The organism is Enterococcus sp. AMC1623, from assembly GCF_058216495.1.
Genome location: NZ_CM177096.1, coordinates 2,620,106 through 2,634,354 on the forward strand (window position 1 = coordinate 2,620,106; position 14,249 = coordinate 2,634,354).

The 14,249-nt window shown below is 35.2% G+C and carries 15 protein-coding genes; 10 read left to right on the forward strand and 5 right to left on the reverse strand.

The window, feature by feature from the left end; genetic code table 11:
* Positions 1 to 5: 5 nt before the first annotated feature.
* The 3 genes from AC4BC7_RS12590 to lrgB all read left to right on the forward strand — a co-directional run bounded on the left by AC4BC7_RS12590 (position 6) and on the right by lrgB (position 1,987).
* Complete coding sequence (locus tag AC4BC7_RS12590) at positions 6 to 722, forward strand: LytR/AlgR family response regulator transcription factor (protein WP_490503020.1); 717 nt, start codon at positions 6 to 8, stop codon at positions 720 to 722.
* A 159-nt stretch (positions 723 to 881) separates the two neighbouring features.
* The gene (lrgA, locus tag AC4BC7_RS12595; RefSeq protein ID WP_207941992.1) at positions 882 to 1,307 is read left to right on the forward strand and encodes an antiholin-like murein hydrolase modulator LrgA; all 426 of its coding nucleotides are present in this window, start codon (positions 882 to 884) and stop codon (positions 1,305 to 1,307) included.
* The gene (gene lrgB, locus AC4BC7_RS12600) at positions 1,304 to 1,987 is read left to right on the forward strand and encodes an antiholin-like protein LrgB (protein ID WP_490503021.1); all 684 of its coding nucleotides are present in this window, start codon (positions 1,304 to 1,306) and stop codon (positions 1,985 to 1,987) included. The genes lrgA and lrgB overlap by 4 nt, the downstream gene beginning before the upstream one ends.
* Before the next feature lie 207 nt (positions 1,988 to 2,194).
* On the opposite strand, the gene AC4BC7_RS12605 is transcribed toward lrgB, so the two are convergent.
* From AC4BC7_RS12605 to AC4BC7_RS12615, 3 genes are all read right to left on the reverse strand, one after another.
* Positions 2,195 to 2,407: a hypothetical protein gene (locus AC4BC7_RS12605; RefSeq protein ID WP_207941994.1), complete on the reverse strand. Its 213-nt coding sequence runs from the start codon at positions 2,405 to 2,407 to the stop codon at positions 2,195 to 2,197.
* A gap of 100 nt (positions 2,408 to 2,507) precedes the next feature.
* On the reverse strand, positions 2,508 to 3,818 hold the full coding sequence (locus AC4BC7_RS12610) for a sensor histidine kinase (protein ID WP_207941995.1): 1,311 nt from the start codon (positions 3,816 to 3,818) through the stop codon (positions 2,508 to 2,510).
* Between the two features lie 138 nt (positions 3,819 to 3,956).
* Positions 3,957 to 4,697: a LytR/AlgR family response regulator transcription factor gene (locus tag AC4BC7_RS12615; RefSeq protein ID WP_207941996.1), complete on the reverse strand. Its 741-nt coding sequence runs from the start codon at positions 4,695 to 4,697 to the stop codon at positions 3,957 to 3,959.
* Positions 4,698 to 5,230: 533 nt separating this feature from the next.
* Here AC4BC7_RS12615 and AC4BC7_RS12620 point away from each other — a divergent pair.
* Positions 5,231 to 5,569: a hypothetical protein gene (locus AC4BC7_RS12620; RefSeq protein ID WP_207941997.1), complete on the forward strand. Its 339-nt coding sequence runs from the start codon at positions 5,231 to 5,233 to the stop codon at positions 5,567 to 5,569.
* A gap of 119 nt (positions 5,570 to 5,688) precedes the next feature.
* Here AC4BC7_RS12620 and AC4BC7_RS12625 read toward each other — a convergent pair whose 3' ends face one another.
* Complete coding sequence (locus tag AC4BC7_RS12625; protein WP_490503022.1) at positions 5,689 to 6,669, reverse strand: polyprenyl synthetase family protein; 981 nt, start codon at positions 6,667 to 6,669, stop codon at positions 5,689 to 5,691.
* Between the two features lie 98 nt (positions 6,670 to 6,767).
* Here AC4BC7_RS12625 and AC4BC7_RS12630 point away from each other — a divergent pair, with 98 nt between their 5' ends.
* The 4 genes from AC4BC7_RS12630 to AC4BC7_RS12645 all read left to right on the forward strand — a co-directional run bounded on the left by AC4BC7_RS12630 (position 6,768) and on the right by AC4BC7_RS12645 (position 11,406).
* Positions 6,768 to 7,670 (forward strand): prenyltransferase, encoded by a 903-nt coding sequence (locus AC4BC7_RS12630; RefSeq protein ID WP_207941999.1) that lies wholly within the window; start codon positions 6,768 to 6,770, stop codon positions 7,668 to 7,670.
* A 34-nt stretch (positions 7,671 to 7,704) separates the two neighbouring features.
* On the forward strand, positions 7,705 to 8,907 hold the full coding sequence (locus AC4BC7_RS12635) for an NAD(P)/FAD-dependent oxidoreductase (RefSeq protein WP_207942000.1): 1,203 nt from the start codon (positions 7,705 to 7,707) through the stop codon (positions 8,905 to 8,907).
* Between the two features lie 142 nt (positions 8,908 to 9,049).
* A complete protein-coding gene (locus AC4BC7_RS12640; RefSeq protein WP_490503023.1) occupies positions 9,050 to 10,546 on the forward strand; it encodes a sulfatase family protein in 1,497 nt (498 codons plus the stop codon).
* Complete coding sequence (locus tag AC4BC7_RS12645; protein WP_490503024.1) at positions 10,543 to 11,406, forward strand: formylglycine-generating enzyme family protein; 864 nt, start codon at positions 10,543 to 10,545, stop codon at positions 11,404 to 11,406. The genes AC4BC7_RS12640 and AC4BC7_RS12645 overlap by 4 nt, the downstream gene beginning before the upstream one ends.
* Positions 11,407 to 11,460: 54 nt before the next feature.
* Here the strand turns inward: AC4BC7_RS12645 and AC4BC7_RS12650 are convergent, their stop codons facing one another.
* Positions 11,461 to 11,937: a MerR family transcriptional regulator gene (locus AC4BC7_RS12650; RefSeq protein WP_207942003.1), complete on the reverse strand. Its 477-nt coding sequence runs from the start codon at positions 11,935 to 11,937 to the stop codon at positions 11,461 to 11,463.
* A 131-nt stretch (positions 11,938 to 12,068) separates the two neighbouring features.
* On the opposite strand from AC4BC7_RS12650, the gene AC4BC7_RS12655 reads away from it, so the two are divergent.
* Together AC4BC7_RS12655 and AC4BC7_RS12660 are read left to right on the forward strand one after the other, a co-directional pair.
* A complete protein-coding gene (locus AC4BC7_RS12655) occupies positions 12,069 to 13,547 on the forward strand; it encodes an MDR family MFS transporter (RefSeq protein ID WP_207942004.1) in 1,479 nt (492 codons plus the stop codon).
* Positions 13,544 to 14,242 carry a DUF4811 domain-containing protein gene (locus tag AC4BC7_RS12660; protein ID WP_490503025.1) on the forward strand — a complete coding sequence of 233 codons (699 nt, stop codon included), beginning with the start codon at positions 13,544 to 13,546 and terminating at the stop codon, positions 14,240 to 14,242. Before AC4BC7_RS12655 ends, AC4BC7_RS12660 begins: the two co-directional genes overlap by 4 nt.
* Positions 14,243 to 14,249: the final 7 nt, after the last annotated feature.

The following is a 14,249-nucleotide window of genomic DNA, read 5'->3' on the forward strand; positions in this document are numbered from 1 at the left end:
AATAAATGCACGTATTAATTGTGGATGATGAACCGTTAGCACGTGAAGAATTAAGTTACTTAGTGCTGCAACATCCAAAAATTACCTCTACGGCAGAAGCAGAATCTGTCGAAGAAGCAATGGCAGAAATGATGGACCAAAAACCTGATATTATCTTCTTAGATATTCATTTAACAAATGAAAGTGGATTTGAACTGGCAGAAAAACTAACTCATTTAAAAAAAGCGCCGTATTTAATTTTTGCGACAGCGTATGATGCTTATGCGCTCCAAGCTTTTCAAGTAAATGCGAAAGATTATCTGTTAAAGCCATTTGAAGAAAAGAAAATTCATCAAGCCTTGGATAAAGCAATGAAAGAAATCACTCCGCAACACGTTGTCGCAACATCCAAATTTGAAGCCATTCCGATTCAAGGGGATGACCGTATTTATTTAGTTGCTCCGGAAGACATCTATTTAATCTCTGTCGAGGAAAGACAATTAAATATTGAAACCAGAGAACAACATTATCAAATGACCGGCACATTAAATAAAATTGAACAAAAACTGCCGTCTGAATTATTTTTGAAAACGCATCGTAGTTTTATTTTAAATCGTACCAAAATTCAAGAGATTCAACCGTGGTTCAATCATACACTTCAAGTGATTTTGGAAAATGGTTCGCGGGTTCCTGTCAGTCGTTCGTATGTGAAAATTTTTAGAGAGCAAGTCGGTTTGGAGTAATGAAAAGCAGGTCTATTTAGGTAGACTTGTTTTTTTGTGCAAGTGAGGAGGTTATTTTTGCATTTCATGTTGGATTTCGTGCAACTCGTGAAATTTTGCATCCAAAAATTCGTTTCCATTCTATACTAAACATGTAGAAAACAAGAGGAGATGGGATTTATGGAAAAGAAAGTATATTCATTTTTACAACAAGCCTTTATTTTTGCATTGATTATGTTAATTGCCAATGGTTTAACTAAAATCATGCCGATTCCCGTACCTGCATCAGTAATTGGAATGATTTTACTTTTTGTAGGATTATGTACCAAGATTATTAAATTAGAACAAGTAGAAGATTTGAGTAATTCGTTATCGCGAGTCATTACTTTCTTATTTGTACCTTCTGGAATTTCGTTAATTAATTCATTGGATATTATGAAACAATATGGTTTTCAAATTCTGTTTGTCATCCTAGTCGCAACCTTAGCATTATTAGCTTCCACAGGTTGGACAGGCGCGTTCTTATTACACATTAAAGATAATCGAACGACTGAAAAAACAGAAAAACACGTTCCTACAGAGCATAAAGGAGGCGTGTCATTATGAGTCCATACGTGGGTATTATCATTTCATTGGTAGTTTTTGGTATTGGTAGTTGGGCATTTAAAAAAAGCAAAGGATTTTTCTTGTTTACGCCATTATTTGTTGCGATGATTTTAGGCGTAGTAGTCTTGAAAGTTACTGGCATTAGTTATGAAGAATATAACGAAGGTGGCAAATTTATTAGTTTCTTCTTAGAACCAGCAACCGTTGCGTTTGCGATTCCTTTGTATAAAAAAAGAGATGTCTTGAAGAAATACTGGATTGAAATTTTAACAGCATTAACAATCGGCTCATTTGGTTCATTAATTGCGGTGGTACTTGCAGGAAAATTGATTCAAATGAATCCAAGTATTATTGCTTCTATTTTACCCCAAGCGGCAACAACAGCAATTGCCGTACCGATTTCTGAATCAGTTGGTGGTGTGGCTTCAATCACTGCATTTACAGTTATCTTTAATGGCGTATTGACGTACGCATTAGGTCGCATAGCATTGAAGTGGTTCCATATCCAACATCCGGTTGCCAAAGGATTAGCATTAGGTGCAGCAGGCCATGCCCTTGGTGTAGCAGTAGGATTAGAAATGGGCGAAACCGAAGCAGCAATGGCAAGTATTTCAGTTGTGGTTGTTGGCGTAATTACAGTTATTGTCGTACCCGTATTTGCGACATTGATTGGGATATAAAAAAACCAAATGATTACTCTTGAATACAAGGGAAATCATTTGGTTTTTTTTAGTTATCGTTTTCTTCCAGATGCGCCATTCTAAACATAAGAAGTGCTACAAATATAGCAATTCCAATCATAATTAATATTTGTATATGGCTATTAAATGGTTGAAATACAGTCATTATAATCAAGAGAATCAGCAGAACAGAAAGAACTGCACGAATCATATATACCAGCCTCGATAACCATTCTTGATTTTTTCTACTTTTACTAAAGTTTTGCCAGCATAAGTAGAAGGTGGATAATTCTTAAAGTCAAAGGGTGTGATAAGTGAAAGTGTTGTTACATCTTCTGCAGAAGTAACCTCTTCAGCATGAGCTACTTGACTACCACCAATAATACAAAACATGAGTGCAGCAATAACGATTTTCTTCATTTTGTTCAGCTCCTTATATATTTGAGCTGATTGTACTATAGATTAGATACCAAAAACGAAATTTGTCGTAAACGTCGCTTATTCTGTCCTGAACGTCAAATTAGTTAGGTAATTTGTGATATCTATCTGTTAAAATCGTTAATTTTTGCGTAAATAACTGATTCTCAATTATTGTTTCTAATAAAAGATTTGGAACTTGTTTAATTAAATTATCTACAGTACTTAATCCAATACCACGATGATTTCCTTTGGTTGAGAAACCATTTGTTTTAAGTTGATGTAACGGTTCAATATTCACACGTGCTGTATTTTGAATTATGAATATAGTATCTTGTTCTAATTTAAAGATAGCAATTTCTAGTTCGCCTTTGTTCAAAATAGTGAGTTCTTCAATAGCATTATCTAATAAGATACCGAAAATACGGACAAGAATGACGGGATCTATTGAGTCCGGAAGTTGAATTAATTCGCTGATTTCTAATTGCACAGAGATATTTTTTTCTTGTGCTAATACTAATTTTGTCATAAAAATACTTCGAATAGCTGGGTCTTCAATTTTCTGTAAGTCATTTAATTTAGTAAAGTGTTCGGAAAAAATGGCTCGCGTTGGTTGAATATGTTGATGATAATAGTCTTTTAATTCAGACATCTGTTCCAGTTCCATATAGCTTTCCATGGAGGACAAAATGTTAATATAATCATGTCTAAATTTTCGTATTTCTTGATACTGTTTATTTAATTCTGCTGTGTAGAGTTGCATCGATTGATATTCAATTTCTTTTTTCTGTGTTTCCAAAGCTAATTTTTGATGACGTTTTACCATTACAATACTAATAATTCCACTGATAACTAGCAAAATAATAAAAATGTTAAAAATACGCAAAAGTGTATCTAGCTTCAAATCAGTTGGACTTATTTGGACATACTCACTTAATTTATATAACTGATAACTAAAAACTAGTGTGAATAATATGTATCCACCAAATAAACTTAACTTATTTGTAAGTTTGGATAGTAAGAAACGACGGATAAAAAATGCAAGAGAAATATTGAGGGTTAAAGTAAAACAAAACCAGAGAAACATTAATAAACTATTTTCACTCAATATGATTTTAATAACTATATCGGTGAATAAATAATTAAAGGAGAAGACTACAAAATAAGCTATTGCAAAATGAAATAATATTTTTCCAAACATTTGTGTTCGATTATTCATGTAAGAAAGAGAAAAAAGTAGAACAAACAAAACAAGTGTGTCTATTTGTGAAATATAAATACTCAAGTTAAATGAAATAATTAGGATAATACTTGATAAAAACAGGTTATATTTTTTTAAAATAGGAAGTTTATCTAAAATAAGAAAATTACAAAAAATTTGAATAACACTTGAAGCCACCAATAAATAAAACATCAAACTTACCTCCAATCTAAATTCAGTTGCTACGAAATTATAGCATGATTTTTTTACAGTTTATATATCAATAATAAAAACATGATTCGGAAGCAACAGAATCATGTTTTTTAGTATATAGCGTGCAATATAAATAGCCTATGTTTCTGTTAAGGTTCTATTTAACTGGCTCAGTTTTCGAAAAGATGCCCAACAAGTTTCACCATTTATAAAAGTTAAATATCGATTCTTAGTGTCGACTTGCAAAATATTTTTTTGATTTGCGACAAATGATTTATGAACTCTTACAAAGTCTGAGGATAATTTTTCAACTTCGGTAATCGTACCATAGAATTCCACTAAACTATTTGTTAAATGTAAAACAAGCTTGTGAGAACCAGGCGATGTTTCAATAAACATAATATCTGCTAATTCGAATAAGCGAATTTGGCTACCCACTCGCAAGCGGATATGTGTTTCATCTTTTTTATGTTCAGCTAAATAATGTTTTTTTGCTTGATTCAATGCGTCTTTCACTCGAGAAGCTAATTCTTCAGGATCATCTTTGACAATGTAATCCATCGCTTCGACTTTATATTTAAATGTTAGTGGTGCTAACTCACTGTGTGTCGTAATAAAAACAATTTTACTATCAATACATAAATCGCGAATTTGTGAACCTAGTTGAATGCCATCTAGCGTATGATTTAAGTCAATATCTAAAAAGAAAATGCTTTGTGATTGGGGATGGCGATGTAAATAGGTCAGTAATTCTTCCGGATTCGCTGTACTTAACGCTAATTTCATATCTATATCTTCCATTAAAAGGAAGTTATTAATGATTGTTTCTAATCTTGTTCGCTGAATTAAATTGTCTTCACAAATAAATACATTAATCATTTTTTTCCTCCATATAATCATTTATTGTTTCTTATAGAAATTAAAGGAATCAATTTACAAAATTATATCATGATTTGTGCGTAATAAAGGGGAATTTTGAAGGTTTCGACTAAAAGTTTCTTTATTGCTCTCATTTTTCATTTAAAAGGCAATTAATTCTGCTTGATTTGGCTACAAATATCAAAATTACGACGTTCAGGCACGAATTTGCTACGTTTAGGGTATTTTTGGTTATAAGCAACAAAAATTTGTTAAACTAACCTGGTATAGAATCAGAAACTGCTTGATTAGACAGCGAACAGGATGTCTAATCAAGCAGTTTTTTGTTAGAAACTATTTTTCTCTATAGGATAAAAAGAACTATTTTTTATATACATGCTATTTGTTGGCAAAGAATCGGTTTCGGTAGATTGTTGATTCGTAAAAGTTATTTATCTGAAATAAGACAAGTGAGGCAAAATGTAGGCAGTGTTAGGTGTTGCGGTATTATTTGATGGAAAATCTCGTTCAGAAAATAAAGGAGCGTTGATCTTATGAGTGATAGAGAACGGCAAAAGAAATTTGAGCAGCAATCGTATCTTAAAAGCAGTGAGTTTGATCGCCATAATACAAATATGACAAGACAAGCAAATCCAATTGGTCGCGGACAAAATTTATTGCCCTCTGATAGAAAACGTAAGAAAATCGAGCAGAAAGACTTGATTGTACAAATGGTAAGTGTTGTTGTAGGGATTGTTGTCTTCTTTTTTGTCATGTACCTAGGCAAAATTCTATTGCCACAAGTATTATATGAGGGGATGTCTTTTCTGATTGTTGATTTAGGTTTTTCAATCATGGTAGCTTATTTATTTTTTAGCCATTTTTCTCAATAAAATAGAAGAAGATAGTTGCCAAGTTTATCTAAATAAAAAATATCCGAATGATAGAGCAGATTGTTTCTTACGCTCGATCTTCGGATATTTTTGTCATAGTGTCTTGTTCTATAAATTGATTAATAGCTGCGTAACAATAATTGTGTCGTTAATAATTGCAACATTTCTTTGGCTTCACCATCAGGTAAGATCTCGATATCAACAAGCGCTTTTTGTGTATAGCGACGGGCGATGTCTTTTGCCATTTCGACACCTTGGTATTTTACAACTAAATCTGCTACCTCTTGTGATTCTTCAGGGGTGATTTTGTCTTCTTTTTCTAAATAAGGCAAGAAAACAGCAGGATGTTCGGCTTTCGCTAAGAGTAGAGGCAAGGTATACACACCTTGTGCCAAATCTTCTAAAATTGGTTTTTTTAAAGTTTCTTCATCGGCGGTATAGTCTAAAATGTCATCGTAAACTTGAAAAGCAATGCCGATATTTCGACCAATACGACCAGCGATACGTTGGACATACGCTTCTGTATGTCCAAAATGTGCGCCTTGTGCACAAGCTAACCAGAATAACTCAGCGGTTTTGCCATTCACACTGCGTAAATAATCACGAATGGTCTCTGTTTTGTTATAACGGGTGTTCATTTGATCGAGTTCGCCCAATAATAAACGGTGCATTGAACGAGCATTAATGGCTAAAAATTTCGAGCCATTCATCGCTTCAATGATTAATTTAAAGAATTCTGTGAATAATAAGTCGCCGGTATAAACGGCAATATCTTTACCATAGCGTGATTGGACAGTTTTCGTCCCTCTGCGCAATGGTGAATCATCAATAATGTCGTCATGAATCAACGTTGCCATGTGAAGTATTTCAAGAGATGCTGCAATCTTGATTAATTGCTCTTCGTCTTGTTTTTCAGGGTCTCCTAAGGAAGCGAATAACAAAAAGAAAGCCGGGCGTAAATATTTTCCGCCAGCTTGTGAAAAATCAATCAGCGTTTCTTGGATATCTTTATTGCGAACTCGCATTTGTTTCTCTATTAGTGAGCAAACGATTTGGAGTTTATTTTGAATAGTGGGATAATCGTTCCAGTAAGATAGCATGTTTATAACCCTTTCGATGTTAGATAGTAGTTCTATTTTAACTTATTTTCGTTTAAAAAGGCAATGTAATGCTGTCCAAATTTAGAAAGGAGTGTCTGATGTCACTATCTGTTTTTTTTGAGCTCGTTGAGATGAAAGCTAAGACGGCAAGTGTCCTGCCATTTTTGATAGGACTTTGTTATAGTTGGTATCATTATGGTACGCTGCATCTTGGTTATGTTCTCGTTTATTTTGTTGCAATGTTTATTTTTAATATGGCAGTAGATATTTTAGATAATTATAATGACTATCACCATGCAACAGAAGGACATGATTACAAACAAAAGACCAATATTATTGGGCGTGAAAATTTATCGTTACGCTTGGTGTTTTGGTTAATGACGAGCATGATTATTATTTCGGCAATCTTAGGGATTGCACTAGCAGCTGTCGTGGGCTGGCCATTATTATGGATGGGATTGTATTGCTACTTAGTCGGTATTTTTTATTCTTCCGGACCTAGACCATTATCAAGTCTACCACTTGGAGAATTTTTCTCTGGATCGACTATGGGTATTATGATTTCATTTATTTGTGTGTATTTGAATACTTTCGAAACATTTCATTGGAATTTTTCTGAAATATTCAGTATCTTTATAATTGCGTTGCCTAATACAATGTGGATTGCGAATTTAATGCTTGCAAACAACATTTGTGATAAAGAAGAAGATGAAAAAAATGAACGTTACACCTTAGTTCATTATTTAGGAAAACAACGTTCAATTAATTTGTTTGTGGGCATGAATATCCTAGCTTTTCTAGGAATTATCTTATCCGTTGTGCTAAAGATTGCACCGGTGACAGTCTTATTAACATTTCTAGTCGCACCATTTATTTGGAAACAAATAACTCTTTTTAGAAACAAACAGGTAAAACGGGAAACATTTATTTGTGCCGTGCGAATTCTCGCTGTAGGTTCAGCAGCACAAGTAATCACCTACTTGCTAGGTATCCTTATATAATAAATAATATTGAAAAGAAAGAAGTGGAAAAGTTATGAAGGAAGTAGCGATTTTAGGCGCTGGGTACGCTGGGTTACGAGCTTTATATGAGTTACAAAAGAAAGCAACAGGAGCATTTCACATCACATTAGTAGATCGTAATGAGTATCACTATGAAGCAACCGATTTACATGAAGTTGCTGCCGGTACACAACCAAAAGAAAAAATCACGTATGACATTAAAGATGTTGTTAACCCTAAAGTAACAACATTCATTCAAGATGAAGTCGTAAAAATTGATTCAGATAAAAAAGAAGTTACATTAAAAAACAACAAACCTTTACATTATGACTACTTAATTGTTGGTTTAGGTTTCCGTTCAGAAACATTCGGTATTCCAGGTGCAGAAGAAAACGCTCTAGAAATGGTTAACATCGAATCAGCAGTAAAAATTTATGAACATATCAAAGATGCAATGGCGAAATACAAAGCAACACAAGATAAAAAATACTTAAAATTAGTTGTTTGTGGTGCTGGATTTACAGGAATCGAATTAGTTGGTTCTCTTGTTGAAGCGAAAAAAGGCTACGCAAAAATTGCTGGGGTCAATCCAGATGCTATCGAAATTTATTGCGTAGAAGCAGCGCCAACTATTTTACCAATGTTTAATGATGAATTAACAAACTATTGCTTGAAATACTTAGACAAATGGAATGTACATTTGATGACAGGTTGCGCAATTAAAGGAATCAAACCAGAGCATGTTGTTTATGCAAATGGCGACACTGAAAAAGAATTAGAAGCAGCAACAATTATCTGGACAACAGGTGTAAGTGGAAGTTTTGTTATGGGTGAATCTGGCTTTGAAGAACGTCGTGGTCGCGTAATGGTTAACGATAACTTAACTGCACCAGGACAAGATGATATTTACATCATTGGTGACGTTGCTGCTGTAATGGATAAAGAATCAAATCGTCCTTATCCAACAACTGCGCAAATTGCGTTGAAAATGGGCGATTATGCAGCAAAACACATTATTAGTCGTTCAAAAGGACAAACATTACCAGGATTTGTTTTCAAATCGGCAGGTTCTGTCGCTTCAATTGGTAACACACATGCATTTGGTATGGTTGGAAAAACTGGCGTTAAAGGCTATCCAGCTTCATTCATCAAAAAAATGATTATGAACAAATCATTACTTGAAACAGGTGGCGTGAAAGAAGTAATGGCGAAAGGCCGTTTTGATTTATATCATTAAGCCGAAAAATCAAACTGTCAAACAGAATTTCTGTTTGGCAGTTTTTTTGTATGCAAAAGATACATAGTGTAAAAGGGTTGTCTAATTTCTTGGCACGCTAGATAATAAATGGAAAGCGGTTACTGAGTAAGGAGGAAAAAGAATGCAACCGAATATATTATTTATTTTAACTGACCAACAGCGTAAAGATACGTTATCAGCCTATGGAAATCTACCGTGTACAACCCCTCATTTGGATGAATTAAGTGAGGAGTCGTACATTTTTGAGAATGCCTACACAACCTGTCCAATTTGTACGCCTGCTAGAGCGTCCTTACAAACGGGGTTATATCCGATGCATCATGGCATGCTAACGAATTCTTATAACTATGGCAATATGGTTCAAGAACTAGCAGATACACCTGAGCTATTGAGTCGTCAATTGGTGAAAATGGGATACCAAGTAGGCTATACTGGCAAATGGCATTTAGGATCAGGCGTAGATAATGTGAAACAAGATGCGTATATTCAAAAATATATGGGAGATATTCAATTTGCGGAATTTGGATTGCGCAATGATGCGTTGCCCACGACAGTAGGTTATACGGGCGATGATTTTCCCGGACATGGCTTTGGTGGTCACTATTACCCACAATTTCAAGAGTATTTAGCAGAAAACAACTTAGATTTTAAAATTGAACAAATTATCAATGGTTTTTATCAACAACATCAAGCAGGGATAGTAACAACTGGTGTTGAAACGACTATCGAAAGCTTTTTAGTTCATCGGACCAAGATGATTTTATCTGAATTTCAAAAAGAACAAGCACCGTGGTATTTCCAATTGAATTTTTGGGGACCACATGAACCTTATTTTGTGCCACAAGAATTTTTGGAACCATATAAAGATGTCGCTATTCCTGCATGGGAAAATTTTGAAGATAAAGGCGTATTGAAACCCCGCATTCATGATGTTAAACGGGGAGATTTTACTACATGGGAAGAAATTGAACCTGTAGTCAAGCATTATTTTGCTGGTGTGTCGCACATTGACTATCAAATTGGTGAAGTTATTCGCTATTTGAAAGACAATGACTTATATGATGATACAGTTATTATTTTTAGCGCAGACCATGGAGAATCTTTAGGTATTCATGATGGACTTTGTGATAAAGCGATATTTATGTATGATGAAACGGTGAGTATTCCCCTGTTTGTTAAACCAGCGAAATCACAAACTCGCCAAGAATTGACGGAATTTGTGACGAGCTGCGATATTTATTCGACAATTTTAGATTATGCGGGTGTGTCGGAAGCACAACGCGAACGAGACGGACAATCGATGCGTCCACTGATGGAAAATGTCCATCTAGTTTGGCCAGAGACTGTTGTTACGGAATGTTCAGGGATTGGCAGTATTTTATTTTCACAACGGATGATTCGTAAAAAAGACATCAAATATGTATTTAATTGTGGGGATGTGGATGAATTGTACGACTTAGCCAGTGATCCTTATGAAATGGATAATAAAATCGAACAAGAAGCCTATCAGTCAATCGTCCAAGAAATGCGCCAAGCCTTGTATAATTGGATGATAGAAAATAATGATAACTTGATTTTTGAATATCAAGCATTACGTATGCGTGGTGTGCGCCCATGAAGCTGATTGCTGGTGGTGAATACAAGATTGGAACGAATCGTCCCGATGGTTTTTTACAAGATTGCGAAGGTCCGCAAATACTTGTACAAGTGACGGACTTTTGGATAGATGAAACAACCGTCACGAATGAAGAGTTTGCAAAATTTGTGACAGAAACAGGCTACGTAACGGATTCCGAACGTTTTGGTTGGTCGTCAGTTTTTGCTTATTTTGTTTCCGAGAAAGATAAGCAGCGTTCGATTGCTCAAAATCCCAATTGGTTTGCCGTCCGTGGGGCAAATTGGCGGCATCCAGAAGGTCCAGAAGCTACTTTAGCCAACCGTCTCGATCACCCTGTTGTTCATGTGTCACGTAATGATACATTGGCTTATTGTCAATGGGCGAATAAACGCTTGCCAACAGAAGTAGAATGGGAGATTGCAGCGAAAGGCGGTACGACTTTTGAACGCTATCCGTGGGGCGCAGAGTTTTTAGCCAACAATCAGCATCATTGCAATATTTGGCAAGGAAAATTTCCTCATGAAAATACCCAAGCAGATGGCTTCTTAGCAACAGCTCCAGTTCAAAGCTTTGAACCAAATGGCTATGGACTTTATCAAATGATTGGTAACGTGTGGGAATGGTGTGTCAATCCTCAAAAAATAGCATTGACAGAATTTCAAACGAAAACAGGTGCAGAGTTTTGGCAAAAGTATCAGCAAGTAGACGATGCAGCGTACGGGATTCGTGGAGGATCATTTTTATGTCATGCTTCTTATTGTAAAAGATACCGAATTGCTGCTAGAAATGGCAATACCGGCATGTCGGCAAGTAATAATATGGGATTTCGTTGTGTACGGGATGTAAACCTCGAACTGTGAGGTAGAAAAAATATCTGAACGAGAGGAGTGTCATTCCCTTCGTTCAGATATTTTTTAATGCAATTCGTTACACAATTGTTCATAATTGACGGTTTGATCTGCGGAGAATAAACGATAGTGTAACGTATCGTCATTTCCATCATGTAAAATAACTAAACGCTCTTGTTCAGGTTCAAAATGATTAATTGAAAAGACTGTAAAGCGGTCATCAATAATTTCGATATCACGTAATGATTGAGACAATACTTTCCGGATATGATGCACTTTTTTGATGCGTTCATCTGCTTTTTCTACTGCTTTTTTCAATGTAAAACCTTCGTCTAAATAATATTTAATTAGCTCGACTTTTACGACAGTTGGTAATCGGTAACGACGGGCCGCGTGATTTTTGTCAGCAACTGAAGTAATCCAGCCTTTTTCTTCCCAATAGCGTAGTTGTCTGGGTGACGTGCCACTCATGTCGCTTAATTCACTAATACCTACCAATAAATGATCACTATCTAATAATTGTTTTAGCAGAGAAGATTTCATTTTTTTTCCTCTTTTCTATCGTGTCTCTCTCTTTATTGTACTTTTAATTACATCTGTGTCAAGTTGGTTGACAAAGTTAAAAAAAAGGAATAAAGTATGCAATGCTGAACAAGAAAAAAGGAGATGAACAAATGAGCAACAAACAACCTTTAGATATCTATGGAAAACCTTATAACCGTACGTTATTAGTGGCAATTTTATTAATTGGTACTTTTTGTACGGTATTGAACCAAACATTGTTAACAACTGCCTTTCCAGCATTAATGAAGGCATTTGATATTACAGCATCCGATGTTCAATGGTTAACAACTGGCTTTTTATTAGTAAATGGAATTATGATTCCGATTAGTGCATGGTTAATCAATAAATTTAGCTCACGAAGCTTGTATTTATTTGCAATGTCTGTCTTTTTATTAGGAACATTGACATGTTTTATGGCACCAAATTTTTCGATATTATTAGTTGGTCGTTTGATCCAAGCTTGTGGTGTCGGGCTTTCAATGCCTTTGCTACAAAATATTATGTTATCTATTTTTCCACCAGAAAAACGTGGAGCGGCAATGGGAATGTCTGGTGTCGTTATTGGTTTAGCACCAGCTTTAGGACCAACATTATCAGGTTGGATTATTGACCATTATTCTTGGCGTGAATTATTTGGCATGATTCTGCCGATTGCCGTAATTGTCTTAATCTTGGCGTTTTTCTTAATGCGTAGTGTGATTCCGTTGTCCAATCCAAGCATTGATATTTTCTCTGCGTTGCTATCAAGTGTTGGTTTTGGTGCCTTACTTTACGGTTTTTCAAGCGTCGGAAACAAAGGCTGGGATAGTGTAGAAGTCTTAGGGTATATTAGTTTGGGTGTTGTCGTAATTGGACTCTTTGTTTGGAGACAATTACGTTTACCACAACCATTCTTAGAATTACGCGTATTTAAATCACCTATTTTTACCATTGCTGCGATTTTATCAGGTGTCACTAATATGGCGATGATTGGTGCAGAAATGGTTGTGCCATTATATATTCAAAATATTCATGGGGAGACTGCCTTCCATTCTGGTTTAATGTTATTACCAGGTGCTTTAGTGATGGGGGTTATGATGCCTGTAACTGGTGCTATCTTTGATAAATATGGTGCTCGTCGTCTAGCAATTGTTGGGATGATTATTCTAACTGCTGCTACAGCGCCATTTGCCTTTTTAACAGCAGAGACACCAATTATGTATATCATGGTATTATATGCGATTCGAATGTTTGGGATTTCAATGGTAATGATGCCAGTTACTACTTCTGGAATGAATGCTTTACCAATGAATTTAATTAGTCATGGTACAGCTGTCAATAATACGTTCCGTCAAGTTGCTAGCTCGATTGGAACAGCTATTTTAATTAGTGTGTTAACCAATGTAACGACTGCAAACTTACCTGATGAAGCGATGTTGGATAAAACACCACTTGCCTATAAAGAACAAGCTGTGAATGCAACATTGTCTGGTTACCATTCAGCCTTCATGGTTGCGATTATCTTTGGGTTAATTGGTGTGGTTGTAGCGTTCTTCATTAAAGATAATAAGAAAACAATCGAAATTGAACCAAAGGAGGTTAACGCATGATTATTTTTATTCTACTTTTAAGCGTGATCGGTTTTGCGTTTACCTTTGTACTTGCGAAAAAATCTTGGCAAACTGGTGTGGGTGTCGTTTGCGGTGGGATTTTTATCTTATCTTTACTATTAGTTACGGCCAATTTCGTCAGTCATTTTGGAATGAAAAAAGTAGTAGAAACACAGTCCATTGAGTTGGTTTCTAGTGCGGATGGACTAGATGTGTTACTTTATCAGCCGTTAGGAGATGGCTCTGAGAAAGTTTATTTGTATCAAACACCTGACACAAAAGAACCAAAACCAACAGATACAGATTATGTGACGAATACAGTAACAGAAGGTACGCCCCCAGAATTAGTTACAGAAAAAAGTTATTGGGAATATGAAAATGATTTTTATAAATTATTTTTCGGAATTGTCAATAATAATCATGAATTTATCGAAGCAGAGAACACCTTTAACATTCCTGAAACTTGGGAAGTGTTGAGTGTCGATCAAATGAAAGAATTTGGCGAATTAGCTAAAGAACGCCAAGCTTCTTTTAAAGAAGCTGCTCAAAAAGAAATTCAAGCGAAAATGATGGAAGCTATTCAAAAAGATCCGTCATTAGCAACGGATAAAGAAAAGCAACAAACAATGATTGATCAATGGACAGTTGAATTACAAAATCAAATGATGCAAGATTTATTAAATGAAGTAAAATAGCAAAAAG

Excerpts from the sequence above, each read along its gene's own strand:
- AC4BC7_RS12590 (WP_490503020.1), top strand. The coding sequence starts at position 6 with ATGCACGTATTAATTGTGGATGATGAACCGTTAGCACGTGAAGAATTA.
- lrgA (WP_207941992.1), top strand. The coding sequence starts at position 882 with ATGGAAAAGAAAGTATATTCATTTTTACAACAAGCCTTTATTTTTGCA.
- lrgB (WP_490503021.1), top strand. The coding sequence starts at position 1,304 with ATGAGTCCATACGTGGGTATTATCATTTCATTGGTAGTTTTTGGTATT.
- AC4BC7_RS12605 (WP_207941994.1), bottom strand. The coding sequence starts at position 2,407 with ATGAAGAAAATCGTTATTGCTGCACTCATGTTTTGTATTATTGGTGGT.
- AC4BC7_RS12610 (WP_207941995.1), bottom strand. The coding sequence starts at position 3,818 with ATGTTTTATTTATTGGTGGCTTCAAGTGTTATTCAAATTTTTTGTAAT.
- AC4BC7_RS12615 (WP_207941996.1), bottom strand. The coding sequence starts at position 4,697 with ATGATTAATGTATTTATTTGTGAAGACAATTTAATTCAGCGAACAAGA.
- AC4BC7_RS12620 (WP_207941997.1), top strand. The coding sequence starts at position 5,231 with ATGAGTGATAGAGAACGGCAAAAGAAATTTGAGCAGCAATCGTATCTT.
- AC4BC7_RS12625 (WP_490503022.1), bottom strand. The coding sequence starts at position 6,669 with ATGCTATCTTACTGGAACGATTATCCCACTATTCAAAATAAACTCCAA.
- AC4BC7_RS12630 (WP_207941999.1), top strand. The coding sequence starts at position 6,768 with ATGTCACTATCTGTTTTTTTTGAGCTCGTTGAGATGAAAGCTAAGACG.
- AC4BC7_RS12635 (WP_207942000.1), top strand. The coding sequence starts at position 7,705 with ATGAAGGAAGTAGCGATTTTAGGCGCTGGGTACGCTGGGTTACGAGCT.
- AC4BC7_RS12640 (WP_490503023.1), top strand. The coding sequence starts at position 9,050 with ATGCAACCGAATATATTATTTATTTTAACTGACCAACAGCGTAAAGAT.
- AC4BC7_RS12645 (WP_490503024.1), top strand. The coding sequence starts at position 10,543 with ATGAAGCTGATTGCTGGTGGTGAATACAAGATTGGAACGAATCGTCCC.
- AC4BC7_RS12650 (WP_207942003.1), bottom strand. The coding sequence starts at position 11,937 with ATGAAATCTTCTCTGCTAAAACAATTATTAGATAGTGATCATTTATTG.
- AC4BC7_RS12655 (WP_207942004.1), top strand. The coding sequence starts at position 12,069 with ATGAGCAACAAACAACCTTTAGATATCTATGGAAAACCTTATAACCGT.
- AC4BC7_RS12660 (WP_490503025.1), top strand. The coding sequence starts at position 13,544 with ATGATTATTTTTATTCTACTTTTAAGCGTGATCGGTTTTGCGTTTACC.